Raw genomic sequence first — 25550 nt, forward strand, 5'->3', positions numbered from 1 at the left:
GCCGCCTGCGGGAGAGCTACGGGGGGAGACCGGATGCCGCCGACACTGGGGGCGCTGTTGCGCACGCCGAGCCTGCGCCTGCGCCTGCTCACCGGCCAGGACCGCACGCACCGCCAGGTGGAGTGGGTCGCGGTCAGCGAGCTGGCCGACCCCACCCCCTACCTCGCCGGAGGAGAGCTCGTGCTCACCACCGGAGTGCGGTGGGTGGACCGGTTCCCCGACCTGCGCGACTACGTGCGCCGCCTGGCCGAACGCGACATCGCGGGGATCGGGTTCGGCGCCGCCGTCAACTTCGACCACACCCCCGAGGAGCTCGTCGCCGCCGCCGAGGAGTTCGGGGTGGCCCTGCTGGAGGTCCACCGCCTGACCCCGTTCATGGCGGTCGGCAAGGAGGTCTCCCGGCTGCTCGCCCAGGAGGAGTACGAGGGACTCAACCGTGCCTTCGCCGCCCAGCGCGCACTCACCCGGGCCGCGCTGACCGGCGCCCCCGCCGTGGTGGAGCGGCTCGCCCGCGAACTCGGCGGCTGGGTGCTGCTGCTGTCCCCGGACGGAGCGGTCCGGCACGCGGCTCCGGCGTCGGCCGCCGCCCGCGCCCCCGGCCTGGCCGACGAGCTCGCCCGGCTGCGCGGAGCGGGGCCCCGGGCCAGCGTCTCGGTGGCCTCGGAGGGCGACCGCGTCTCCGTGCAGCCCCTGGCCACGAGCGGCCGGGCGCGGGGGTTCCTGGCCGTCGGCGGGGTCCGGGTGTCCGGTTCCGACGACCGCACCCTGGTCAACGCGGCGGTCTCCCTGCTCTCCCTCGAACTCGAACGCCCCACGCCCGGGGCGGGCACCGGGGCGGGCGTGCTCACGGCCCTGCTCGGCGGAGCCCTCGACCCCGCCCACCCGGGCGCCGCCGACCTGCGGTCGGTCCTGCCCGCCGCACCCGTGGTGGTGGCCGTCGGGACGGCCGTACCGGGCGGACCCCGCCCTGAGGGCCTCCTCGTGGCCGAGCACGAGGGCCGCACGGCCGTGCTGGCCGCCGCGGGCACCGAGGCGGCCGTGTTCGGCGAGGTCCTGACCGGGCCGGTCGGGGTGAGCGCCCCGGTCGACTACCCGGACCTGGCCGCCGCCCGCTCCCAGGCCGAGCGGGCACTGACCGCCGCCGAGGAGGAGGGACGCGAGCTCCAGCACTTCGACCAGCTCCCGGGCGGACTGCTCGGTCTGCTGGACACCTCCGCCGGGGCCCGGCTGGCCGACGAGCTGCTGGCCCCGATCGACGAGCAGCGGGCCGCGCCCGAACTCCTCGCCTCGCTGCGCGCCTACCTGGCCGCCTCCGGGCGCTGGGACACCGCCGCCGAACAGCTGGGAGTGCACCGGCACACCCTGCGCTACCGGATGCGGCGCATCCGGGAACTGCTCCCCGGCGACCTGGACGACCCCGACCACCGCACCGAACTGTGGATCGCGCTGCGTGTCCGCGAGGGCCGGACGTCCCGCTGAGCCGTGCCGGAGCGGGGCCCGGGGAAAGCGCCACCGGTTCCGGCGTTCGCCGGGTGGGGGCGCGGAAAATGCACCACAATGGCCACGATAGCTGGGGGTAGTCATCTGATCACGTGTGGTCGGGTGGTCAGGAGGGCGTCGTGAGGTCACTACGGGACGACGAGCAGATCGGCGGTCTCGGGTCCTACCCGACCACGGACGGACGGGTCACGGTCCGCGAGCGGAGGGCCGCGGGATCCGGTGCGGGGTCGGTGCGCTGGAAGGCGCCGGTGGACCGGGGCGGGATCCGCTCCTTCCTGGCCTACCTGCGGGCCTGCCTGCGCCGCGAGTCGGTGCTCACCCACGTAGTGCGCGCCGAGCGTCTGGACACCGACACCTGCGCCTGCCTGCCCGCCGGCCCGGAACTGCTGTTCAGCGGAGCCAGGGACACGTTGCCCGCACACCCCGAGAGCGCCCGGGTGACCCGCCTCGCCGTGCGGCACGGTCAGGCGCTGCGCTACGGCTACCCCCTGGTGATCCTCGGGGAGGGCGCCGACCGTGTGGCCCTGCCCCTGCTCACCGTGGACGTCCGGGCCGTGGACGAACCCCGGGCGGTGGGTCCGACCGGCCTCCCGGGCAACGGCCCGGGTCCGCTGGTGCGCGCCGTGGGCAGGCCCGACGTCAACACCGCCCTCCTCGCCCGGCTCGGCGTCACCGACCCCGAGGACCTCTTCGAGCTGCGCGCCCGTCTCCGTTCCGGGGCCCCCGATCCCGCCCACCGGCCCGCCGCCGTCGCGGACCTCGCCACCAAGGTGCGCACCCTGCTCACCCGGCTGGAGATCGAACGGGTCGACGACATCGCCCCGCTCGGCACCCGGGGCAGGCCCCATCCGCTTGTCTCGGGAGCGCACAACACGGCCGTGCTCTTCCGTGCCGGCCCCTCGGCGACGGGCGACGGAGAGGCGTCCGAAGGGGTCTCCGAGGGGGTGGAGGGGGTGCTCGCGGACCTCGACCCCACCGACCACCACGGACTCGACCCGGGCGCCATCGTCGGCACCGCGCTGGAGTCCCTGCTCGGCAGCGCCGCCCACGCGGCCCCCACCGCCCGGGCCACGGACCCCGCCGGGGCCCGAGCGGTTCCCGAGACGCTCCACGGCCCCCGCGCCCACCGCCGGGATCCACGGGACCGTGACCACAACCCCCCGCCGGTCCCGGTCTCGGCCACCGACCTCAGCCAGTCCCAGTACGCGGTCCTGAGCGCCGCCATGCGCGAACAGCTCACCGCCGTGGCCGCCCCTCCCGGCAGCGGCGTCCACGACCTGGTCGACGCTCTGGTGCGCACCGCCGTCGCCTGCGGCCAGCGGGTCCTGGTGTGCGGTCGGACCGAGGCCGACCTCGACGCCGTCCTGACCCGCGCCGACACCGCCCCCGCGCATCCGGTGGTCCGCGTCGGCGGCACCGGTGAACGCACCGCAGAACAGCGCCAGCTCACCCGCCTGCTCGCCCGCCACGCACAGCCGGCACCCGCCGCAGGGCCGCAGCCCGCGGGGGAGGAGGGCGCCAGCCACCGGGACGACCTGGTCGCCTCGTGGAACCGCGTCCGCCGGGTCTGGGCGACCATGGACACGCTGGCCGCGGACGGTCACGTCCTGGCCCGCCTGGCCGAGGAGCGCGGTCGCAGCGTCGCCCGGGGCTGGGCCCCCGACACCCTCTTCACCCCCCGACACGGCGGCCCCGAGTACTGGCTGCACCGGGCCGAACGCGCGGCCGGTCGCGGTCTGGGCGGCTTCCACCACCGTGCCGCCGTCCGCCGCGAACTCGGTGTGGCCACCGACCCCGAGGGGCTCGACCAGCTCCGCGCCGTGGCCCGGCTGGAGAGCCGGTGGCGCGAGGCCGTGGACCGCCGAACCCGCTGCGCGCCCCTGGACGAACTCAGCGAGGAGCTGGCCGACGCCTGGGCCCGGCACCGCCGGGCCAGCGCCGCCTGTCTGTCCGCCGTCACCGGTTCCCGCCTCCGGCGTGGCCGCACCTCCATCGAGAACCGTGTGGAGGCACTCAACTGGAACCACGACGGGAGCTGGCCCGGCCCGGCCGCCCACCTTCTCGACACCCTGCCCGTGTGGGCCTGCCGCACCGACCAGGCCCGTGCCCTGCCCCCGGAGGCCGGGATGTTCGACCTGGTGGTCGTGGTGGGAGCGGAGCGGACCAGGGTCAGCGAACTCCTGCCGGTGCTCTACCGGGCCGGTCGCGCGGTCGTCGCGGGGGACCCGGCCCACCCGGGCCCGGCCAGCGTGCTGGAGCCGGAGGAGGAGCGGCGGGCCCTGGCGACGGCCGGGCTGGTCGCGGACCAGCTGGACGATCGCGCGCTCCGGCACGGAGCGGGCTCGGCGCTGCGGGCGGTGCGCGCGGCGACTCCGACGACGCTCTGGCTGGACGAACACGACGGCGCCCCCGAGGACCTGGCCGCGTCCGCCTCCCGGCACTGCTACGGCGGGCGGCTCGTGGTGGCGGGGCCGCCCCGGGGCGGGTCGGGCCCCGCCTTCGAGTGGCGCGACGTCGCGGGGGAGTGCGAGGCGGCGCCCGGTTCCTCCTACGTCAACCGGGAGGAGGCCTACCGGGTGGCCGTGGTGGTGGCCGAGCTCGACCGGGAGCTGCCCGAGGCCACGGACCTCGCGGTGGTGGCCCCGCTGCAACCACAGGTGGCACTGCTCCGCAGGCTGCTGCGCCAACGCCACCTGCGCCGCCGGGTCCGGGTGGGCGGGGCCGACCTGCTGGACTCCGACGCCGCCCGCGCCGACGTCACCGTGCTCTCCCCGATGCTCGCCGCGGACGCCCCGGCCATCGCGGAGCGGCGGGTGCGCACGATGACCCACCTGTGGTCGTCGCTGCTCACCCGGACCCGCGAACGCCTCGTGGTGGTGGGCGACCGGGACCACTGGTCCGGCGGGGACGGCCCGCTCGGCGACCTCCTCGGAGGAGGCCCCGGGCCCGCCGCCACCCCGGCCCGCCTCGCCCTGGTCGACGCCCTGCGCACGGCCGGGACCGGCGTGGAGGTGGACCGCCGTGTCGACGGGTGGACGGCCGACCTCGTGGTCGGCTACGGCGCCCGGCGCGTGCTCCTGCTGCTCGACGGAGAGCCCGACGGCCCCGCCCTGCGCCGCCTGCTCGCCCGGGGGAACGCGCTCAACGGGGCCACGGACGACCTCGTGGTGGTGGTGCCCGCCTGGCGCTGCCTGACCGACCCCCGGACGCTGGTGGAGGAGATCCTGTCCGCCTGCTGATGCCGCCGCCCCGGTCGGGGGCGCGGGCCCGCGCCCTATCCTGGAGCGAAGGACACATGCTCACAGAAGGGGACACGGGTGCCTGAGGGTCACACGCTGCACCGGCTGGCCGCACACTTCGAGAAGGCCTTCGGCGGTGGGACGGTGAGGGCCAGCAGCCCCCAGGGGCGCTTCGTCGAGGGCGCGGCGCGGATCGACGGCCGGGTCCTCACCGAGAGCGAGGCGCACGGAAAGCACCTGTTCCTGGGCTTCGACTCCGGAGAGTGGCTCCGTGTCCACCTGGGCCTCTACGGTGCCTGGTCCTTCGGCGACGCCGACGGCGAGCGCCACCTGGGCGCGCCCCGCGCCGAGGGAACCGCCCGCCTCGACCTGCGGCGCGATCCGGACGGCCACGTGGTCCCGCCGGAGCCGGTGGGCGCCGTCCGCGCGCGCCTGGTCAACTCCTCGGGCTGGGCGGACCTGCGCGGCGCCTCGGCGTGTGAGGTCATCACGGTGGAGGAGAAGCACGCCGTCCAGGACCGGCTCGGTCCGGACCCGCTGCGCCCCGACGCCGACCCCGAACGGGCCTGGCGCGTGGTGAGCCGGTCCCGCAGCAGCCTCGCGGTGCTCCTCATGCGCCAGGACGTCATCGCGGGCATCGGCAACATCTACCGGGCCGAGTCCCTCTTCCGCGCGGGGCTCGACCCCCTCACCCCCGGTCGTGAGCTCACCAGGGAGCGGTGGGAGGCCCTGTGGGCCGACCTCGCCGCGCTCCTGCGGGACGGCGTCCGGGACGGGTACATCATCACCACGCGGCCGGAGGACCGGCCCGACCCCGAGGCGCTCCCGGTGCCCCGGCCCGACACGCTCTACGTCTGCTACCGGACCGGGGACCCCTGCCGCGTGTGCGCGTCGCCGGTCTCCGCCACCGAGCTGTCCGGGCGCACCCTGTACTGGTGCCCCGGCTGCCAGAGGTAGCCGCGGCCCCGGCCTTCCCGCTCCCGCACGTCCCGCCCCGGGCCGCGCACCCGCGCCGCGGCTCCGAAAACTCCTGGGGTGCCCGGTACCCCGGTGGGTACAATCCCGTGTCGATCGCTTAACCGGTTCAGCGAACCCGGTGCTCGGCACCCCCGGTCAACGACCGGGGTCGGGAGGAGAGAGGACGTGAGGGAGGCACTGTGGGTGCTCTGATGCGGAGACCGACGATCATGGACATCGCCCGCGCGGCGGGGGTGTCCAAGGGGGCGGTCTCGTACGCGCTCAACGGACGCCCCGGAGTCTCGGAGGAGACCCGGAGGCGCATCCTGGACATCGCCCACGACCTGGGGTGGGCGCCCAGCAAGGCGGCCCGGGCACTGGCCCCGGGTGGCCGGGTCGGCGCCGTCGGACTGGTGGTGGACCGGCCCGCCCGCTCGCTCGGCATCGAACCGTTCTTCATGCAACTGGTCTCGGGCGTCGAGACGGAGCTGGCCTCGGCCGGGGTGGACCTCCTGCTCCAGGTCACCGACGACGCCGGGGCGGAACTGGACGTGTACCGGCGCTGGGCCTCGGAGCGCCGGGTGGACGGCGTGGTCATGGTCGACCTGCGCGCGGACGACCCCCGCCCGGAGGCGGTGCGTTCCCTGGGCCTGCCCGCCGTGGTCCTCGGCGGGCCGGACGGCGTGGGCGGGCTGCCCTGCGTGTACAGCGACGACGGCGCCTCGGTCCGCGAGGTGGTCCACTACCTCGCGGCCCTGGGGCACCGGCGCGTCGCCCGGATCGCCGGCCCGGAGGTGTTCCTGCACACCCGGGTGCGCGGCGCGGCCTTCCAGGAGGCCGCAGCCGGGGCCGGGCTGGCCTCGGCGTACTCGGTGAACGCGGACTACACGGGGGAGGCGGGGACCCGGACCACGCGGCGCCTCCTGGCCTCCGCGGACCGGCCCACCGCCCTGGTCTACGACAACGACCTGATGGCGGTGGCCGGGCTCGGGGTGGCCGCCGAGATGGGTGTGGACGTGCCGGGTCAGCTGTCGATCGTGGCGTGGGACGACTCGGCGCTCTGCCGTCTGGTGCGTCCCTCACTGACCGCGATCAGCCGGGACGTGGTGGGTCACGGTCGCCAGGTCGCCGGGATGCTCGGCCGGGTCCTGGACGGCGAGCGGGTGGAGAGCGAGGAGTCCCCGGTGGGGGAGCTGCACCCTCGCGGGAGCACGGGCCCGCTGGTGGGAGAGCCCGAATCCGCTGTTACAAGCGGATAACACCGAAGTGTCGGGGATTGACGGGGTTCGCCGGTCCATGTTGTTGTTAACGTCACTTACCCGGTTCAGCAACGGTCCTTCGCTCCCTCTATTGGGAGCGCTCCCAGCCCTCCGCGACAGGATCGGCTTCCCCCCATACGAAGGGCCGACCGGGTGGAAGGAGGAGTCGAGATGAGATCTCTGAGGCTTCCCGCCGCTCTGGCGGCGCTGGTGCTGGTCGCCAGCGCGTGCTCGGGCGAGGGCGCAGGGGGCGACTCCGGGGGCTACCCCCGGAACGAGACGTTGTACACCGTGGGCACCCTGTGGGGTCCACCGGTCAACTGGAACCCGATCATGCGGGGGTCGTACACCATCGGCACCGTCGGGCTGGCCTACGAGCCGCTCTTCCACTACGACGCGGAGGAGGGCGAGTACGTCCCCTGGCTCGCGGAAAGCGACGAGTGGCCGGACCAGGAGACCCACGTCATCACCCTCCGCGACGGGATGACCTGGTCCGACGGGGAGCCGATCGTCGCCCAGGACGTGGTCACCACCCTGGAGATCGGCCAGATGGACGTCTCCTACAGCCACGTCTGGGACTACGTGGAGAGCGTCGAGGCCACCGGTGAACTGGAGGTCACGGTCAGCTTCTCGGACAGTCGGCCTCAGCAGTGGATGAACTGGGCCTACAGCCACGTCATCGTCCCGGACCACATCTGGGCCGACAAGAGCCAGGAAGAGATCACCGACAACCCCAACAGCGATCCGGTGGGCAGCGGTGCCTACACCTACGAGACGCACGGCGACGACCGGATGGTGTGGAAGCGCAACGACGACTGGTGGGGCACCGAGGTCCTCGGGCTGGAGATGAAGCCGACGTACATCGTCGACATCGTCGTCGAGTCCAACGAGGCGTCGATGAACCTGGTGCGCAGCGGGGACGTCGACATGTCGAACAACTTCCTGCCCGGGATCGACCAGGTCATCGACGGCGAGAACATCACCAGCTACTACGACGGCCCGCCCTACATGCAGTCCGCGAACACGGCGTGGCTGGTGCTCAACCACGAGCACGAGGCGCTGGGCGACGTCGAGTTCCGCAGGGCCCTGGCGCACTCCATCAACATGGACCAGATCATCGAGGGCCCCTACTCCAACCTGGTGGAGGGGGCCAACCCGACCGGCCTGCTGCCGCAGTGGGACGAGTACATCGACCACGACCTGGTGGATGAGAAGGGCTACACCTACAACCCCGACGAGGCGGTGGCCCTCCTCGAAGAAGCCGGATACCTGGACGAGGACGGCGACGGTTTCGTCGAAACCCCCGACGGCGAACCGATCTCCCTCACCCTGGAGGTCCCCTCGGGCTGGACCGACTGGATGGAGTCGGCCAGCGTCATCGCCGCCAACGCCCAGGAGGTGGGCATCAACGTCGAAGCCGCGTACCCGGACTTCGACCTGCTCGTCAACAACCGCAACGAAGGCGACTTCGACATGGTGGTCAACAACGAGCGGCAGCTGAGCAACACGCCATGGACCTACTACGACTACCTCTTCCAGCTCCCGCTGCGTGAGCAGCAGACGACCGTCAACTTCGGGCGCTACGAGAACGAGGAGGTCTGGTCCCTGGTCCAGGAGCTCGCCGCTGTTCCCGCCGACGACACCGAAGGCGCCGCCGAGGTCTCCTCGCGGATCCAGGAGATCCAGCTGGACGAACTCCCCGCGATCCCGCTCTGGTACAACGGCCTCTGGTCACAGCAGAACAACTCCGTCTGGACCAACTGGCCCAGCGAGCAGGGCTACCACGGCTATGCCGCCATGTGGGACGGATGGTTCGAGATCGGCGCCATCCACACCCTCGCCGAGATCGAACTGGCCGAATAGCGCACCGGTGGAGCGCTCCCGCCACGGGAGCGCTCCACCCCCGCGCTCCATCCTTGGAGGACACCCGTGTGGCGTTACATGGGTCGCAAGCTGGGCTTCTACGGCCTCACCTTCGTGATCGCGGTCACCATCAACTGGATGATCCCGCGGTTCATGCCGGGTGACCCCGTACGCAGCATGCTCAACAGGGCGTCGATCTCCGACCCGGAGGCCCTGGAGCGAATGACCACCTACTACAACGAGGTCTTCGGTCTCGACACCCCGCTCCACCAGCAGTACTTCGCCTTCTGGTCAGGGCTCTTCCGGGGTGACCTGGGCGTCAGTGTGTGGCTCTACCCCGAGCCGGTCACCGACATCATCCTGCGTCACATCCCCTACACCCTGGGATTGTTGATCCCCGCCATCGTGCTGAGCTGGATCGTCGGGAACCACTTCGGCGCCTTCGCGGCGCGCGGCAAGGTCCTCGACAACACCCTGCTGCCGGTCGGCTACATCCTGACCGCCACGCCGTACATGTGGATGGCCCTGCTGCTGCTCTGGGCACTGGGTGTCGTGGGCGGCTTCTTCCCGACCGCCGGCGGATACGGCTTCGCGCTCACTCCCTCATGGTCGTGGCCGTTCTTCGTGAACCTGGTCAGCCACTGGTTCCTGCCGTTCCTGTCCATGTTCGTCGTGGGTCTGGGCGGCTGGGCGATCGGCATGCGCAACCTGATCATCTACGAACTGGAGGCGGAGTACTCCAACTACCTCCAGGCCCTGGGCGCGCCCCGCCGACTGATCCGCCGCTACGCGTTCCGCAACGCGATGCTGCCGCAGATCACCGGGCTGGCGGTCCAGCTGGGCACCATCATCGCCGGAGCGCTGCTCACCGAGATCGTGTTCACCTATCCGGGCCTGGGCACCCTGATCCTGCGCTCACTGAACAACAACGACCTGTTCCTCCTGCAAGGAATCTTCCTGTTCGTGGTCGTCGGTGTGCTGATCGCCAACTTCATCATCGACATCATCTACGTCCTGGTCGACCCGCGCACCCGCGTGCAGATGACAGGAGGCGCGTCATGAGCGCGATCCCCGGGGCTCCCGGAGCGGCCGACTCCGCTACCGCGCCCGAACCAGCAGCCGAGCGCAAGGTCTCCGAGACCCTGCACTTCGCCCGCCGCAACCCCAAGCTGCTCATCGGATCGAGCATCGTCCTCGCCCTCCTGCTGCTCGGCCTCATCGGCCCGCTCTTCGTCAGCGAGGGACCCAACGTCTACATCGGCCCGCAGAACCAGCCCCCCAACTCCGAGTACTGGATGGGCACCACCTCGTTCGGCCAGGACATCTGGGCGCAGTTCGTCCACGGCCTGCGCTCCACGTTCGTCACCGGACTCCTCGGCGGCGGCATCGCCTTCGTCCTCGGCACGGCGATCGGTTTCGTCGCCGGGTACAAGGGCGGCATCGTCGACGAGATCCTCAACGTGCTCACCAACGTGGTGCTGGTGCTGCCGGCGCTCGTCGTGCTCATCGTCGCCGTCGCGTACCTGGACGTCCGAGGCCTGGTCGTACAGGCCCTGTTCATCGGTCTGACGTCCTGGCCCTGGGCTGCCCGGGCGGTCCGCTCACAGGCCCTGTCCCTGGCCACCCGCGACTACGTGGATCTGGCCCGGCTCAGCGGGCGCCGGACCTGGAAGATCATCACCACCGAGATCGCCCCCAACATGAGCTCCTACCTGGTCATGTCGTTCATCCTGCTCTTCGGCGGGGCCGTGCTCATCGCGGCCGGGCTCGACTTCATCGGTCTGGGGCCCACCGGTGGCGTCTCGCTGGGGCTCATGCTGGAGAGTTCGGTCCAGTGGAGCGCCCTCCAGCTCGGCATGTGGTGGTGGTTCGTCCCGCCCGGCGCGGGGATCACCCTGCTCGTCGGTTCGATGTACATCCTCAACGTCGGGTTGGACGAGGTCTTCAACCCCAAGCTGCGGGAGCTGTGATGACCCTGCGCGTCCAGGACCTGAAGGTCCACTACCAGACCCTGCGCGGGGACGTCCACGCCCTCGACGGGGTGAGCTTCGACCTCGCTGACGGGGAGATCATGGGCCTGGCCGGGGAGTCCGGCTGCGGCAAGACCACCCTCGGCAAGAGCCTGATCCGGCTGGACGGCCGGATGCGGCACGTGGACGGCACGATCGAGCTCGACGGGCGGGACGTGCCGGTCGCGGACGACCGCGCGATGAACCCGTTCCGGTACCACGAGATCTCGCTCATCCCGCAGTACGCGATGAGCGCGCTCAACCCGACCCGCAGGATCGGTCGGATGATCAACGAGCTGCTGCGCGCACGCGGCGTCCGCCCGGCGACGGTCGCGGAGGAGCTGAACCGCCGCCTGGAGCTCGTGGGCCTCGACCCCGACGTGCTCCAGCGGTTCCCCATCGAGCTGTCCGGCGGCATGAAGCAGCGCGTGGTCATGGTCATGGCCACCCTGCTCAACCCGTCCCTGCTCATCGCGGACGAGGCGACGTCGGCCCTGGACGTGTCCACCCAGCGCTCGGTGGTCGAGTCCATGGTGGAGTTCCGCGACCGCGGCTACGTCAAGAGCATGATCTTCGTGACCCACGACATCTCGCTCGTCTACCAGATGGCGGACACGGTCATGGTCATGTACGCGGGCCGGATCGCCGAGAAGGCTCCGGCGAGCACGATCATCAACGACCCTCGGCACCCCTACACCAAGATGCTCATCGGGGCGCTGCCCGAGGTCGGCACGACCACCGAGGACACCCGGCTGGAGGGCATCCCCGGCACCCCGCCCGGGCTGCTCAGGCCGCCCACGGGCTGCCGGTTCAAGGACCGTTGCCCCCTCGCCTCGGAGGAGTGCTCCGAGACTCCGCCGTTGGTGGAGATCGACCCCGGCCACTGGGCCGCCTGCTGGAAGACGGGGAGGTAGTGCCGTGCTGGAACTGAGCCACGTGCACAAGGTGTACCGGGTGGGCGCGTTCGGCGGCGCGCGGCTGCGCGCGGTGCGCGACGTCAGTCTGACCGTGGAACCCGGCAAGGTGGTCTCGCTGATCGGGGAGAGCGGCAGCGGCAAGAGCACGATCGGCAAGATGGTGCTGGGCCTGACCGGGGTGAGCGCCGGAAGCATCGTCTTCGACGGTCAGGACGTCTCGCGCATTCGCGGGTTCTCCGCCAGGAAGGAGTACTACCGCAGGGTGCAGGGCGTCTTCCAGGACCCGTTCAGCTCCTTCAACCCGATCTTCAAAGCCGACCGCGTCTTCGCGATGATCCGCTCCTCCTACTTCCCCGGGATGTCGGACGCGGACTGGAAACAGAGGGTGCTGGACGTGATCGGCACGGTCCGGCTCGATCCGGACAACGTGCTGAACAAGTACCCGCACCAGCTCAGCGGAGGGCAGTTGCAGAGGTTGCTCATCGCGCGGGCACTCCTGCTGGACATCAGGTTGTTGGTGGCGGACGAGATCATCAGCATGCTGGACGCCTCCACACGCATCGACGTGCTCAACCTGCTCGTCGATCTCAAGGAGCGCGGCCTGGGCATCCTGTTCGTCACCCACGACCTGTCCCTGGGCAACTACGTCAGCGACCGGTCGGTGATCCTGCGCAAGGGCGCGATCGCGGAGATGGGACCCACCCGCAGGGTGTTCGAGAACCCCCTGCACCCCTACAGCCGCCACCTGCTCTCGTGCGTTCCCCAGATGCACCGCACGTGGGCCGAGGTGGACGCGGAGCTGGCCGCGAATCCGCCCGAGGACGTGGATCTGCCCACCGTCGCCGAGGGCGACGACTCCGCACCGCTGGTCGAGATCGAGGAGAACCACTTCGTCGGCATCGACCAGGGCTGACCCCGGGGCGGGTCCGCACCGGGTCAGTACAGGGCCCGCCCCGGCCACCAGTACCGGCAGTGACGAGTACCGAGCAGTACCCGAGCAGTAGTGAGAGAGAGCGCGTATGACCTCCTGGTTCGACCTGGGCGAGGGCTGGACCCTGACGGCGGTGCCACACGAGGGCGTGCTGCCGGACCCGGCCGCCGCGCTGGGAGAGATCCCGGCCACCGTGCCCGGCTGTGTCCACACGGACCTGCTCGACCGGGGCCTGATCGAGGACCCCTACCTCGACGACAACGAGGACCGGCTGGGCTGGATCGGCCGGACCGACTGGAGGTACACGCGCACCCTGGAGGGCCTCCTCCCCGCCGTGGGCGCGGCCGAACGCGTGGACCTGGTCTGCGAGGGCCTGGACACCGTCGCCGCGCTCCGGGTGGGCGGCCGGGAGGTCGGGCGGACCGCCAACATGCACCGCTCGTACCGCTTCGACGTCACCCGGGCGCTGGCCGAGGGCGGGCCGGCCCCCGCCCTGGAGGTGGAGTTCGCCTCCCCCTACCGGTACGCGGAGGCCAACCGGCAGCGCATGGGACCCCTCCCCGGCGCCTATGACGAGCCCTACCAGTACATCCGGAAGATGGCCTGCAACTTCGGGTGGGACTGGGGCCCGACCGTGGTCACCTCCGGTGTCTGGCGGCCGATCCGGCTGCACGCGTGGTCCACGGCACGGCTGGCCACGGTGCGGCCCCTCGTGTCGGTCTCCGAGGACGGCTCGCTGGGCCGGGTCAGCGCGCACGTGGAGGTGGAACGGACCGGGCCCGGCACGGACCTTCCCCTCACGCTCACGGCGACGGTCGCGGGAGCCACCGCGGCCGTCACCCTCGCCCCCGGGCAGACGGAGGTCGTACTGGACCTCGTGGTGGCCGAACCCGCGCTCTGGTGGCCGCGGGGCCACGGCGCCCAGCCCCTGCACGACCTGGTGGTGGAGCTCGCCGGAGCCGGGCCGGACACCCCCCGGCTCGACACATGGGAACGGCGGATCGGGTTCCGGAACGTGGCGGTGCGCAGCGAACCCGACCGCGCGGGAGCGGGCTTCGCCGTCCGGGTCAACGGCCGCGACGTCCTGGTGCGGGGCGCCAACTGGATCCCCGACGACGCCTTCCCCAGCCGGATCGGCCGGGACCGGTACCGGGAACGGATCGACCAGGCCCGCGACGCCGGGATCAACCTGCTACGGGTGTGGGGTGGCGGCGCGTACGAGTCCGAGGTCTTCTACGAACTCTGCTCCGAGCGCGGGATCCTCGTCTGGCAGGACTTCCTCTTCGCCTGCGCGGCCTACCCCGAGGACGAGCCGCTGGCCTCCGAGGTCGAGGCGGAGGCGCGCGAGGCGGTCGTACGGCTGTCCCCGCACGCCAGCCTGGCGGTGTGGTGCGGCAACAACGAGAACATCTGGGGCCACGAGGACTGGGGGTGGAAGGACCGGTTGGGTGACCGCGCCTGGGGCGCCGGGTACTACCTGGACCTGCTCCCGCGCGTGGTCGCCGAACTCGACCCCACCCGCCCCTACTGGCCGGGTAGCCCCTACTCCGAGGGCGAGGGGGTCCACCCCAACGCCGCCGCGCACGGCACCATGCACCTCTGGGACGTGTGGAACCAGGAGGACTACACCGTCTACCGCGACCACCGGCCCCGGTTCGCCGCCGAGTTCGGGTACCAGGCGCCGCCCGCCCACGCCACCCTGCGGTCCGCTGTGACGGACGACCCGCTCACCCCGACCTCACCGGGGGTGCTGCACCACCAGAAGGCCGACGACGGCAACGGCAAGCTCGCCCGCGGGCTGGCCGCGCACTTCGGCGACCGCGAGTGGGGGTTCGACGACTGGCACTACCTCACCCAGGTCAACCAGGCGCGTGCCCTCACGGTGGGGATCGAGCACTTCCGGTCGACCTGGCCGTACTGCACCGGCACGGTGATGTGGCAGCTCAACGACTGCTGGCCGGTCACGTCGTGGGCGGCGGTGGACGGCGCGGGGCGCCGCAAGCCCCTGTGGTACGCGCTGCGGCGCGTGTACGCGGACCGGGTGGCCACCGTCCAGCCCACCGCCGCCGGTCTGGCGGTGGTCCTGGGCAACGACACCGACGAGGAGTGGGTCACCGAGGTGACCCTCGCCCGCCGGGACACCGGGACCGGGCGGGCGGTGGCCGCCTCCGCGCACGAGGTCCGGGTGGCGCCGCGCGGGGCGCTGCGCGTTCCGGTGCCCGCCGGGGTCGCGGAGCCGGGGGACCCCGCCCGCGAGGTGCTCACCGTCGACGGGGCGGGGGAGCGGGCGTGGTGGTTCTTCTCCCGTGATCTCGACCTGGAGTACCGAAAGCCGGAATTCGAGGCGGAAACGCGGGTGGACGGTTCCGATTTGCGGGTGACGGTGCGCGCCCGCGTGCTCCTGAGGGATCTGGTCCTGAACGTCGACCGACTCGACCCCGGAGCGAGCGCGGACAGCGCTCTGGTGACGCTGCTGCCCGGCGAGTCGCACACCTTCACGGTGTCGGGCGGTGCGGCCCTGGACCCGGCGGCGGTGACGGCGCCACCCGTTCTGAGGTGCGTCAACGACGCGCTGGTGAACCCCGGGTGACGCTCTCGTGACACTCCGGTGTCCACCTCAGGGATCACACGCGTTCCCCGCCCGGCCCGTCGGTATTCCTCGGCGGGCCGTGCGGGTTGCCACACCGAAAACCCTCGCGAGCTGGCGAGGCTGTGGTACGTTCATTGGAGATTGTTAGTCGTTGAATTTCGCAGTTGGTGTCTTGCCCGCGGAGTTTGTGACCGGCGGGCGGTTTCTCATGGAGTCGGCTCGCGGCAATTTTCGGGCGTGTGAGTATGCGTCCGTGTACACCGAGCTGAAGGAGAAAACATGGCTCAGGGAACTGTGAAGTGGTTCAACGGCGAGAAGGGCTTCGGCTTCATCTCCCCCGACGACGGTGGCCCCGACGCCTTCGTTCACTACAGCGCCATCCAGGGCACGGGCTTCCGTAACCTGGAGGAGAACCAGCGCGTGGAGTTCGAGATCGTCGCTGGCACCCGCGGCCCGCAGGCCGAGAACGTCGTCGCGATCTAAGACCGCATAGACGTAGCGATGTCGCCCCTCGCGGGCGTGAACGTCGCTGAACGCCCCCGGAGTGAGTCCATCACTCCGGGGGCGTTCGCATGTCCGGGGTCCGTGTGACCACCCGTGGTCCGGCGGTGATCCGGAACCGCACGTGAGGGAGCCCGGGACCGTCACCGACGGTCCCGGGCTCCCGGTGTGCGCGCGGAGGCCTCCTCGTGGGGTTCAGGGCCTCCGGCGGGCGCTCAGGCCTCCAGGACGGCGCGGGTGCGCTCGCGGACGTCCGGGGTGTCCAGGCCCCGCACGGTGACCGTGGTCCGGCGGCGCAGGGCGTCGTCGACGGTCACCGCCCACTCGCGGTCGCGGGCGAAGACCACCTGCGCCCACACGTCCGGGCCGTCCGGGTGGATGCGCTCGCCCAGTTCGGGCTGGTCGCGCACCAGCCCGGCGATGTCCAGGGCCAGGCTCCCGTAGTGCGACGCCAGGTGGCGGGCGACCAGGGGGTCCAGGCGGGTGCCGGGGTCCCGGTCGATGATCAGGCGCTGGGCGACCGCGTCCGGGCTGGCCAGACCGGGCAGCGGCACGGTTCGCAGCGGGTCGGCCATGTCCTCGGCCAGCGGTACCGCCGACACCCTGCGCAGCTCCTCCAGGACGGTCCGGCCGATGTGCCGGTAGGTCGTCCACTTGCCCCCGGCCACCGAGAGCATGCCGCCGCGCCCCTGGGTGACGACGGTCTCGCGCTTGGCGGAGCTGGTGCCCCCGGGGCCTCCCGGCAGCACGCGCAGACCCGCGAACGAGTAGGTCATGCGGTCCCGGTCGAGGTAGGAGGAGTCGATGCCCAGCGCCGCCTCGCCGAGGATCTGGTCGACGTCGGAGGGGACCACGCCCACCTCGGCGGGATCGCCCTCGTAGGCCTCGTCCGTGGTGCCCAGGAGCAGGTGGTCCTCCCACGGGATCGCGAACGACACCCGGTACTTGTCCACCGGGATGGTGAGCGCGGCCCGCCACGGATCCGGGGTGCGCAGCACCAGGTGGGCGCCCTTGGACAGGCGCACGCTGGGCGAGGCGGCGGCGTCCTCCATGCGACGCAGGTGGTCGACCCAGGGGCCGGTGGCGTTGAGGACCAGCCGCGCGTCGATGCCGAAGTCGTCGCCGTCCACGCGGTCGTGCAGGTCCGCGCCGGTGACACGGCCGCGCGTGGTCCGCAGCCCGCGGACCTCGGCGTGGTTGAGCACCACGGCGCCGGCGTCCACGGCGGCGCGCACGGTCATCACAGCCATGCGGCTGTCGTTCATCTGGTGGTCGCTGTAGGCGGCCACCGACTTGAGCCCCTCGGTGCGCAGACCGGGCGCCAGGCGCTTGGCCTGGAGCGGGGAGAGCAGGCGGCCCACGCCGTCACCGAAGGCGGACAGCGCGGAGTAGAGGAAGACGCCCGCGCCCATCTTGGCGGCGCCGTGCGGTCCCCCGGAGTAGACGGGGACGAGGAAGGGGCGGTGGTTGACCAGGTGCGGGGCCACGTCGGAGGCGAGCGAACGCCGTTCCTTGTGGTTCTCCGCGACCAGGCGCACGTTGCCGGTCTGGAGGTAGCGCAGACCGCCGTGCACGAGCTTGGACGAGGCGCTGGAGGTGGCCCCGGCGAAGTCCCCCGCGTCGACCATGGCCACGCGCAGGCCCGCCTGGGTGGCGGTCCAGGCGACGGAGGTGCCGAGGATCCCACCGCCGATGACGAGGAGGTCGAAGGTGCCCCGTGTGAGTTCGTCGCGCGTACGACCTCGGTGGGTGCTGGCGTCGCTGCGGTGGGCGCTGGCGGTCATGGCTGGTGCTCCGTCCGTTGGGGAGGGGGGCGTTACCGCACGTACCTGAACGGGCTCCACGTTTCAGGTGGGTGTCGTACGCATAATACGACAATGCCGAACGATGCCGTCGATCGGCGTCACGGTTGCCGGGATCCGTCGGGGAAGTGTGGGCCCGTGGGCGTGTCGCATGTGCCTGGTGTGACTCTGGGGGATCGGGTGGTCGCTTGTTGTCCGCTGGGGTTCGGCATTGTCGAACTCTGATAGGGGTGTCGGGGTGGACGCCCGGCACGGGCGGCGCCGGGGGCGGAGGGGTGCCGGGCATGTCGCCCCAAGGTGGGACAGGAGCGGTTTCCTCGCCCAGGAAGCTGGAATCCAGAGTTGGAGAAGTCGATATCCCGATTCCTCAATCAAGATGGATGTCTGGACTTCGAGTTCCCCGGATTGTCCAGCTTGGGAGGCATCTCCGGTCCTACGATGAACCCCATCATGGCCACTAGGTACTCACCCACGATCCGGCGGCGCCGGCTCTCCGCCGAACTGCGGCGGGTACGGCTCGCCGCCCGCAAGACCAGCGAAGAGGCCGCGGCGGCGGCCGGCCTGTCCAAGTCCACCTACTCCAACATCGAGTCCGGGGTCAAGAAACGGCCCAGCGTCCCGGAGATCAGGGCGATCCTGGACGCCTGCCAGGTACCCCGGGGCAGAGAGTTCGACGAGATCCTCGACCTGTGCCGCCAGTCCCTCGAACGCGGCTGGTGGTCCCGGTACCGCGACGTGCTCGCGGCCAGGTTCGTCGGCTTCGAGACCGAGGCGACGCGCATCACCTCCTGGCAGCCCGTCGTGATCCCGGGCCTGCTCCAGGTCCCGGAGTACATGAGGGTCGCCGCCCAGGCGTGTCTGGCCAACCCCCAGGAGATCCGCCGGGACATCGACGCCCGGATGACCCGCCAACGCATCCTGGAGGACCAGGACCCTCCCGAGCTGTACGCGATCTTCGACGAGGGCGCCCTGCTGCGCCTGCACGACCACCCCGAGGTCCGTCGATCCCAGGTCAAACACATCCTGGAGATGGCCCAGCGGCCCAACGTAACCGTGCAGATGACCCGGGCGGCCAAGCTCAACCCCGGGGCCGGGGGCTCCTGCGTGATCCTGGAGTTCCCGCACGCCATCGATCCCACGGTGGTCTACCTGGAGACGGCCACGGACGGCATCTACCTGGAGGAGCCCGACGAGGTCGCCCGCTACCAGCAGCTGGTCAACCACCTCAGACTGGTGGCGCTGCGGCCCGGGGAGACCCTCGACTACCTGGAGGAGGTCCACCTGAGCACGTGAGACACCCCGCGAACGCCGGAGGGCGCCCGGCCGCGCCGGGCGCCCCCAACGAGCGCGGGTCCCGCCTCCGGTTCAGGTTCCGAAGCCGGTCAGGTGCCAGATCCAGGCACCGATCACACCGCCGACGAGCGGACCGACCACCGGGATCCAGGCGTACCCCCAGTCGGACGAGCCCTTGCCCGGGATGGGCAGCAGCGCGTGCGCGATGCGGGGGCCCAGGTCACGGGCCGGGTTGATGGCGTACCCGGTCGGGCCACCGAGCGACAGGCCGATCGCGAACACCAGCAGACCCACCAGCAGCGGGGCCAGGCCGTGCGCGAACAGGGCGGACAGGTCGGCGTCGCCCTTGGTGACCGAACCCTCGTTGCCGCCGATCCCGAGGATGCCCAGCACCAGCATCGCGGTACCGATGACCTCGGTGGTGAGGTTGGCGACCGGGTTGCGCACCCCGGGCGCGGTGCTGAAGACGCCCAGTTTGGCCTCGGGGTCGTCGGTGATCCTCCAGTGCGCGAAGTACGCGAGGAAGACCAGGCAGGCACCGGCGATGGCGCCGAGCATCTGGGACACGATGTAGCCGGGCACCAGCGCCCAGCCGAACTCACCGATGCTGGCCAGGCCGAGCGTGACCGCGGGGTTGATGTGGGCGCCGGAGACGGTGCCGACGACGTAGACGGCCATGGCGACCGCCATGCCCCAGCCGAACGTCACCACGATCCAGCCCGCGGCGAGGGCCTTGGAGCGGGCGAGTGAGACACCGGCGACGACACCGCCGCCGAGCAGGATCAGGATGGCCGTACCGACGAACTCCGCCAGGTACACCGACATGTTTTCCATGGAGACCTCCGCCCCGTGCGGGGCTGCCGAGATGGATGAGCGGGACACCTCCCGGTGCCCCGGGTCCGCGCTCCGGGGCACCGGGAGGAGCCGCGGGGGCGCGTTCGTCACGCGGGCCGGGAGCGGCCGTGTGCCCGGCCCGCCCCCGTCGGCCCGGTGCTACCTGGCGTCCTCGTGTTCCACCCAGTCCAGGGTGCGCCGCACGGCCTTGTTCCAGTTGTGGTACTCGCGTTCACGGACCGCGGGCTCCATCCGCGGGTTCCACTCGGCGGCCTTGTGCCAGTTGGCGCGCAGGGTCTCGATGTCGGGCCAGTAGCCCACGGCGAGCCCGGCGGCGTAGGCGGCGCCCAGACACGTGGTCTCCGCGACCATCGGGCGCACGACCTCGGCGTCGAGCACGTCGGACAGGATCTGCATGAGCAGGTTGTCCGCGGTCATGCCGCCGTCGACCTTCAGGGTGGTGAGGTCGATCTGGGAGTCGGCGTTCATGGCGTCGACGACCTCGCGGGTCTGCCAGGCCGAGGCCTCCAGGACCGCGCGGGCGATGTGCCCCTTGTTGACGTAGCCGGTCAGACCGGCGATCACGCCCCGGGCGTCGCTGCGCCAGTGCGGGGCGAACAGGCCGGAGAAGGCCGGGACGACGTAGCAGCCGCCGTTGTCGTCCACGGTGCGCGCGAGCGTCTCGATCTCCGGGGCGGAGGAGATCAGGCCCAGGTTGTCACGGAGCCACTGCACCAGGGAGCCGGTGACCGCGATGGAACCTTCGAGGGCGTAGACGGCGGGAGCGTCGCCGATCTTGTAGCCCAGCGTGGTGAGCAGGCCGTTGTTCGAGGTCACGGGCTCGGTTCCGGTGTTCATCACCAGGAACGTGCCGGTGCCGTAGGTGCCCTTGACGTCGCCCGGGTCGAAGCAGGTCTGACCGAACAGCGCGGCGTGCTGGTCGCCCAGCGACGAGGCCACGGGGGTGCCCGCGAGGTAGCCGGTGGACTCGCCGTAGACCTCCGAGGAGGACCGGATCTCGGGCAGCAGGCTGGCGGGGATCCGCATGGCCTCCAGGACGTCGGTGTCCCAGTCCAGGGTGGCCAGGTTCATCAGCATGGTGCGGCTGGCGTTGGTCACGTCCGTGACGTGGCGTCCGGTCAGCTTCCAGATGAGCCAGGTGTCCATCGTGCCGAAGAGCAGTTCGCCGCGCTCGGCCCGCTCGCGGACACCGTCCACGTTGTCCAGCAGCCAGCGGATCTTGGGCCCGGAGAAGTAGGTGGCGAGCGGGAGTCCGCACTTGGGGCGGAACCGGTCCTGGCCCTCGTCGGCGGCGAGCTCGCGCACGATGTCGTCGGTGCGGGTGTCCTGCCAGACGATGGCGTTGTAGACCGGCTCGCCGGTCGCCCGGTCCCAGATCAGGGTGGTCTCACGCTGGTTGGTGATGCCGATGGCGGCGATCTGGTCCGGCGTGATGTCGCTCTTGCGCAGCGACTCCTGGACCACGGCCTCGACGTTGGTCCAGATCTCCAGGGCGTCGTGCTCCACCCAACCCGGTCTCGGGAAGATCTGCCGGTGCTCTCTCTGGTCGACCGAGACGATGCGTCCGTCCCGGTCGAAGAGGATGCAGCGACTCGACGTGGTGCCCTGGTCGATCGCGGCGACGTACTGCTGACTCATCGGTGCTCGCCTTCAGGTGGACGGCTCTGGAACGGGGTGGGAAACGGTGTGATCGGCGGTGCTCACCGAACGATGTACGACATTGACGTATGAATAGGCGTTAGTTTCAACCGTCTTTCCTTCCCATGTCAAGGCCGTGTGACGCAATCGTGTTGCGTGGATCACGCGGTCGGGCGGACACTGTCTCAGGACGGACACGGACACGGAAAGCACCACTCCGGGGCCTGACCCGAAGTGGGGCGAAGCGGTGACCGCCTTTGGTCCGGCCGTTGCCCGGCGGGGTATGGGAAGGCGTGTGAAGGGACCCGGCTGACCGGGGGCCGAGCGCCGGGGAAGGACGCGCGGGGCGGGGAACTCAGGGAGTGAGCCCCGGCTCAGTAGGGTGTGACACCCAACTCACGGGAGATGGCGCGGGCGGCGTCGCGCACGTAGGAGACCTGCTCCATGTCGGGTTTGCCGTCCTCGCCGCGCAGGCGCTCGACGGCGCCGCGCACCCCGATCGCCCCGACGGTGACCCCGCGCCGGTCGCGGATGGGTGCGGCGATGGACACCTCGCCGTCCACCAGCTCCTCGGCCTCCCAGCCCCAGACGTTGTCGCGGATCTCCGACAGCTGGGCCTCCAGCGCGGCCATCGACGACACGGTGTGGCGGGTGAAGGAGGTGAGTTCCACCGGGGAGTCGGTCTCCACGGCGGAGACCTCCTCCGGTACGGCCAGGGGGTCGAAGGCCATCAGGACCTTGCCGAGGGCGCTCGCGTGCAGCGGCAGCAGGGTGCCCACGTCCAGGGTCTGTCGGGAGGAGTCCGGGCGGAAGACGTGGTGCACCACCAGGACCTGGTGCTTGTGGAGGGTGCCGATGCGCACGCTCTCACCGCTGCGCGATGCCAGGGTGTCGGCCCAGTTCAGCGCGCGGGTGCGGAGTTCGTTGCCGTCCAGGTAGCGGGTGCCGAGGCTGAGCATCCCGCCGCCCAGGCGGTAGCGGCCCGACTCGGGGTCCTGCTCCACGAAGCCCACGTGCTGGAGGGTGCGCAGGATGCCCAGAGCCGTGCCCTTGGGCAGTTCCAGGGATCGCGAGACCTCCGCCAGGCTCAGTCCGCGGGCGCCACTGGCCAGGAGCCGGAGGATCGCGGCGGCGCGTTCGATGGACTGGATTCTTCCCGGCATTGCGGTGCTACCACTCTCTAGTACGACAATGTCATACGCCCGATGCTACTACGCGATGTGATGCGCAACACCTGTCGGCGCCCCGGGTTCGCGCGCGATCGGCCAAGTCTACCGACGCGCCACCTCGCTGACCTGCGGTCGGTTCACCTCAGACGGTCGCGACCGCGCGGACGATCGCCTGTGCCGCTTCCTCGACGTCGCTGTCGGTGATCTCCTGGCGCAGCACCAGCCGTACCCGGGACCCTCCGCCGAGCGCCCGGACCCCCTCGGCGGCGAGGGCCTCCAGGTACCGTCCGGCGCTGCCTTCGGGGGTGGTGACCAGCACCATGTTGGTCCGGGCGTCCACCGTCAGCTCCGGCAGGTCCGCCAGCAGCTCGGCCAGCCGGGCCGCGCGCGCGTGGTCCTCGACCAGCCGCTCCCGGTGGTGGCGCAGCGCGTGCAGGGCACCCGCCGCGATGATCCCCGCCTGGCGCATGCCCGCGCCCAGGAGCTTACGGCCGCGCCTGGCCCGCCGGACCGTGTCGGCGTCACCGACCAGCGCCGAGCCCACCGGCGCACCCAGACCCTTGGAGAAGCAGACCGAGACCGTGTCGAAGCCCGCGGCCACGTCGGCGGGGGAGATCCCGAGATGGGCGGCGGCGTTCCACAGCCGGGCGCCGTCCAGGTGGGCCCGCAGCCCGTGCGCGTGCGCGAAGTCCGTCACCCGGCGCTGTTCGGCCAGGGGGACCACCTGACCCGAGAAGGTGTTCTCCAGCCACACCAGGGCGGGGTCGGCCCGGTGCACGTCACCGACGCCCGCGCTCCACGACTCCAGCAGCTCCCGGGAGGGGAACGGGTCGCCCGAGTACAGTCGCGGCAGCGCGCGGGCCAGCACCACCGTGGCGCCCTGCTCGTCGCCGATGAGGTGGTGGTGCTCGTGCGCCCACACCTCCTCGCCGCTGCGGGTGGACACGTACAGGCCGAGCTGGTTGGCCATGTGCCCGGAGGGGACGTACAGCGCCGCCTCCCGGCCCAGCAGGGCGGCGGTCTCCTCCTCCAGCGCGCGCACGGTGGGGTCCTCGCCGAACACGTCGTCACCCACCTCGGCCTCGGCCATGGCCCGACGCATCGCGGGGGTCGGGCTGGTCAGGGTGTCGGAACGCAGGTCGATCACGGGTACTCCTCGGCGTGGGGTGCCCCACGACGATACTGCGCGGCCCCTCCGGAATCCGGGCCGCCCCGGACGGGGGCTTGCGTCTCAAGTGGCTTGAGGCGCCACAGTGATCCCCATGAACGACGAAGAGCTCTACACCATCGGAGACGCCGCACGGCGCAGCGGCCTGAGCGTCAGCGCCGTCCGGTACTACGCGGAGGCCGGGATCGTCCGGCCCACGGCCCTGAACGAGGCGGGGCACCGGATGTACGACGTCGACGCCATCGCCGCGCTGGAACTGGTCCGCACGCTGCGCGAGCTGGACACCGACCTCAGGGAGATCCGGAGGCTCCTCTCCGGTGACACGACCCTGCACGGCGTGCTCGTGACCCACCTGGAGGTCGTCGAGCGGCAGGAGCGCACCCTCCGGTCCAGGAGGGCGGTGCTCAGGGCCCTGATCAGGGAGGGAGGAGAGGCTGAGCGGGTCGACCTGATGCACCAGCTGGTGACGATGACCGACGAGGAGCGGGAGCGGACCATCGACGACTTCTGGAACGACGTCGCGGAGGGGCTCGACGTGCCCGACGGGTTCGTCGACCGGTTGCGCGCGATGCGTCCGGTCCTGCCCGAGGAGCCCACCGCCGCGCAGCTGGAGGCCTGGATCACCCTGGCCGACCTGGTGTCGGACCAGGAGTTCCGCGACGCGGTCCGCGTCCACCTCCGGGAGACCTACGCCGCGCCGGAGGCGCGGACGATAGCCACCGAGCCGTTCCAGGACTTCATCCACGACAGCGGGACGCCCCTCATGGAGGACCTCCTCGCCGCCCACCGTGCGGGGGAGTCCCCCCGGTCGGCGCGTGCGGAGGCCACCGTCACACGGTTCATGGAGGCGGCGGTCGCCCTCTCCGGGGAGAGGCTCACCCCGGAGGTCCGCGACCGGATGGCCGACGGGTTCCGCCGGATCCCCGACCTCGTGCGCCGGATGGCGGAGGAGGACGCGGTCTCCGAGGAGCCCGGCTACGACGGCACCCACGGCCGGTACCTGTCCCTGGTGGCCGTGATCAACGGTGTCCCCGAGGACCACGACGACGACCCGGCCGTCTACGTCTGGATCGCGGACGCCATGAGCGCGGCGGCTGTCGGCTCCTGAGTCCGGAACCCCGCCGGGGTGTGTGCGTGGGGGGCTGGAGGGGGCCTGCCTCAGGCCTCCTCGAGCAGCGTCAGGTAGGCGTCCGCGTCGTGCAGGGCGTGCAGCCGGTACCAGGCGTCGAGGGCGCGCGGGCTGAGCAGGTCGAGCCGGGCCAGGACCGCCCGGGCGAACTCGACCGGGGCGGTTCCCCCCGCGGTGACCAGGTCCACGTCGGTGACGGCCAGCTGCTCGCGGTAGCGTCCGGCGCCCGCGTACCCGGTGCCCAGGAGGTAGTCGGGGGCCGAGCTGGTGTGGTCGCGGTGGTCGAGCACGCCCTCCCGGGCCAGTCCGGCCGTCGCGCCGCCGATCGCCGCCACGGGGACGCCGGCGTCGAGGAGGATGCCCGCCGCCGAGGCCATGGGCGCCAGGGACTCCGGCTCGGTGTCCCAGTCGGGTGAGCCCGACAGGAGGAACATCGCGCTGGTCGAGGGTTTGAGCTGGGGGAGTGTGACGTCGGGGAGCACGGTGAGCCCGCCCGCCGTGGTCACCGGGGCCCCGGTGAGCCCCACGGTGACGACCGGGAGGCTGCCGGTCCGGTGGGGACCGATGCCCTCCCGCGCCTGCGCGACGGTGTGGCCGTAGTGCCAGTCGGCCATGCGGTCGTAAACGGCGAGGTGCAGAGAGGGGGTGGGCTCAGCGCTCATGGCATGAGGTTGGGGTCTGGGTGGCCGGGTGTCAATTCACGCACACCGTGGACGTCGCATCGGCCGCA

The 25550-nt window shown here is 71.6% G+C and carries 19 protein-coding genes; 13 read left to right on the forward strand and 6 right to left on the reverse strand.

From position 1 onward, the window contains the following. Window positions 1-33: 33 nt before the first annotated feature. The 11 genes from ACRWK8_RS21595 to ACRWK8_RS21645 all read left to right on the forward strand — a co-directional run bounded on the left by ACRWK8_RS21595 (window position 34) and on the right by ACRWK8_RS21645 (window position 15748). Complete coding sequence (locus ACRWK8_RS21595) at window positions 34-1479, forward strand: PucR family transcriptional regulator (protein WP_431872503.1); 1446 nt, start codon at window positions 34-36, stop codon at window positions 1477-1479. A 140-nt stretch (window positions 1480-1619) separates the two neighbouring features. Beyond that, window positions 1620-4739: an AAA domain-containing protein gene (locus ACRWK8_RS21600; protein ID WP_431872505.1), complete on the forward strand. Its 3120-nt coding sequence runs from the start codon at window positions 1620-1622 to the stop codon at window positions 4737-4739. 78 nt (window positions 4740-4817) lie between these two features. Continuing rightward, a complete protein-coding gene (locus ACRWK8_RS21605; RefSeq protein ID WP_431872507.1) occupies window positions 4818-5696 on the forward strand; it encodes an Fpg/Nei family DNA glycosylase in 879 nt (292 codons plus the stop codon). 212 nt (window positions 5697-5908) lie between these two features. Next, entirely contained in the window at window positions 5909-6955 is a 1047-nt protein-coding gene (locus ACRWK8_RS21610) for a LacI family DNA-binding transcriptional regulator (RefSeq protein WP_378743153.1), read from the forward strand. Between the two features lie 171 nt (window positions 6956-7126). Next, window positions 7127-8818: an ABC transporter substrate-binding protein gene (locus tag ACRWK8_RS21615; protein WP_431872509.1), complete on the forward strand. Its 1692-nt coding sequence runs from the start codon at window positions 7127-7129 to the stop codon at window positions 8816-8818. Window positions 8819-8884: 66 nt separating this feature from the next. Beyond that, on the forward strand, window positions 8885-9880 hold the full coding sequence (locus ACRWK8_RS21620; RefSeq protein ID WP_378743149.1) for an ABC transporter permease: 996 nt from the start codon (window positions 8885-8887) through the stop codon (window positions 9878-9880). Then, the gene (locus ACRWK8_RS21625) at window positions 9877-10788 is read left to right on the forward strand and encodes an ABC transporter permease (protein ID WP_378743146.1); all 912 of its coding nucleotides are present in this window, start codon (window positions 9877-9879) and stop codon (window positions 10786-10788) included. The genes ACRWK8_RS21620 and ACRWK8_RS21625 overlap by 4 nt, the downstream gene beginning before the upstream one ends. Then, window positions 10788-11741, forward strand: a complete 954-nt coding sequence (locus tag ACRWK8_RS21630) for an ABC transporter ATP-binding protein (protein ID WP_378743144.1) — start codon at window positions 10788-10790, stop codon at window positions 11739-11741. Before ACRWK8_RS21625 ends, ACRWK8_RS21630 begins: the two co-directional genes overlap by 1 nt. A 4-nt stretch (window positions 11742-11745) precedes the next feature. Next, window positions 11746-12657 carry an ATP-binding cassette domain-containing protein gene (locus ACRWK8_RS21635; RefSeq protein ID WP_352388517.1) on the forward strand — a complete coding sequence of 304 codons (912 nt, stop codon included), beginning with the start codon at window positions 11746-11748 and terminating at the stop codon, window positions 12655-12657. A 106-nt stretch (window positions 12658-12763) separates the two neighbouring features. Next, window positions 12764-15265 (forward strand): glycoside hydrolase family 2 protein, encoded by a 2502-nt coding sequence (locus ACRWK8_RS21640; RefSeq protein WP_431872513.1) that lies wholly within the window; start codon window positions 12764-12766, stop codon window positions 15263-15265. A gap of 279 nt (window positions 15266-15544) precedes the next feature. Continuing rightward, window positions 15545-15748, forward strand: a complete 204-nt coding sequence (locus ACRWK8_RS21645) for a cold-shock protein (protein ID WP_014912876.1) — start codon at window positions 15545-15547, stop codon at window positions 15746-15748. Window positions 15749-15981: 233 nt separating this feature from the next. Here the strand turns inward: ACRWK8_RS21645 and ACRWK8_RS21650 are convergent, their stop codons facing one another. After that, window positions 15982-17550 (reverse strand): glycerol-3-phosphate dehydrogenase/oxidase, encoded by a 1569-nt coding sequence (locus tag ACRWK8_RS21650; protein ID WP_378743140.1) that lies wholly within the window; start codon window positions 17548-17550, stop codon window positions 15982-15984. A gap of 456 nt (window positions 17551-18006) precedes the next feature. Between ACRWK8_RS21650 and ACRWK8_RS21655 the strand changes: the two genes are divergently transcribed. Beyond that, window positions 18007-18861, forward strand: a complete 855-nt coding sequence (locus ACRWK8_RS21655; RefSeq protein ID WP_431872516.1) for a helix-turn-helix domain-containing protein — start codon at window positions 18007-18009, stop codon at window positions 18859-18861. Window positions 18862-18933: 72 nt separating this feature from the next. Here ACRWK8_RS21655 and ACRWK8_RS21660 read toward each other — a convergent pair whose 3' ends face one another. The 4 genes from ACRWK8_RS21660 to ACRWK8_RS21675 all read right to left on the reverse strand — a co-directional run bounded on the left by ACRWK8_RS21660 (window position 18934) and on the right by ACRWK8_RS21675 (window position 23670). Then, window positions 18934-19695, reverse strand: coding sequence for an MIP/aquaporin family protein (locus tag ACRWK8_RS21660; RefSeq protein ID WP_378743136.1), 762 nt, complete (start codon window positions 19693-19695; stop codon window positions 18934-18936). Between the two features lie 159 nt (window positions 19696-19854). Then, a complete protein-coding gene (gene glpK / locus ACRWK8_RS21665) occupies window positions 19855-21354 on the reverse strand; it encodes a glycerol kinase GlpK (RefSeq protein WP_378743134.1) in 1500 nt (499 codons plus the stop codon). A gap of 374 nt (window positions 21355-21728) precedes the next feature. Continuing rightward, on the reverse strand, window positions 21729-22517 hold the full coding sequence (locus ACRWK8_RS21670) for an IclR family transcriptional regulator (RefSeq protein ID WP_378743132.1): 789 nt from the start codon (window positions 22515-22517) through the stop codon (window positions 21729-21731). Between the two features lie 148 nt (window positions 22518-22665). Beyond that, complete coding sequence (locus ACRWK8_RS21675; protein WP_431872519.1) at window positions 22666-23670, reverse strand: threonine aldolase family protein; 1005 nt, start codon at window positions 23668-23670, stop codon at window positions 22666-22668. A 115-nt stretch (window positions 23671-23785) separates the two neighbouring features. Between ACRWK8_RS21675 and ACRWK8_RS21680 the strand changes: the two genes are divergently transcribed. Beyond that, a complete protein-coding gene (locus tag ACRWK8_RS21680; RefSeq protein ID WP_431872521.1) occupies window positions 23786-24799 on the forward strand; it encodes a MerR family transcriptional regulator in 1014 nt (337 codons plus the stop codon). A 50-nt stretch (window positions 24800-24849) separates the two neighbouring features. Here the strand turns inward: ACRWK8_RS21680 and ACRWK8_RS21685 are convergent, their stop codons facing one another. Then, entirely contained in the window at window positions 24850-25482 is a 633-nt protein-coding gene (locus ACRWK8_RS21685) for a DJ-1/PfpI family protein (protein ID WP_378743126.1), read from the reverse strand. Between the last annotated feature and the right edge of the window lie 68 nt (window positions 25483-25550).

This window comes from Nocardiopsis eucommiae, from assembly GCF_965344335.1.
Classification (GTDB): Bacteria; Actinomycetota; Actinomycetes; order Streptosporangiales; family Streptosporangiaceae; genus Nocardiopsis; species Nocardiopsis eucommiae.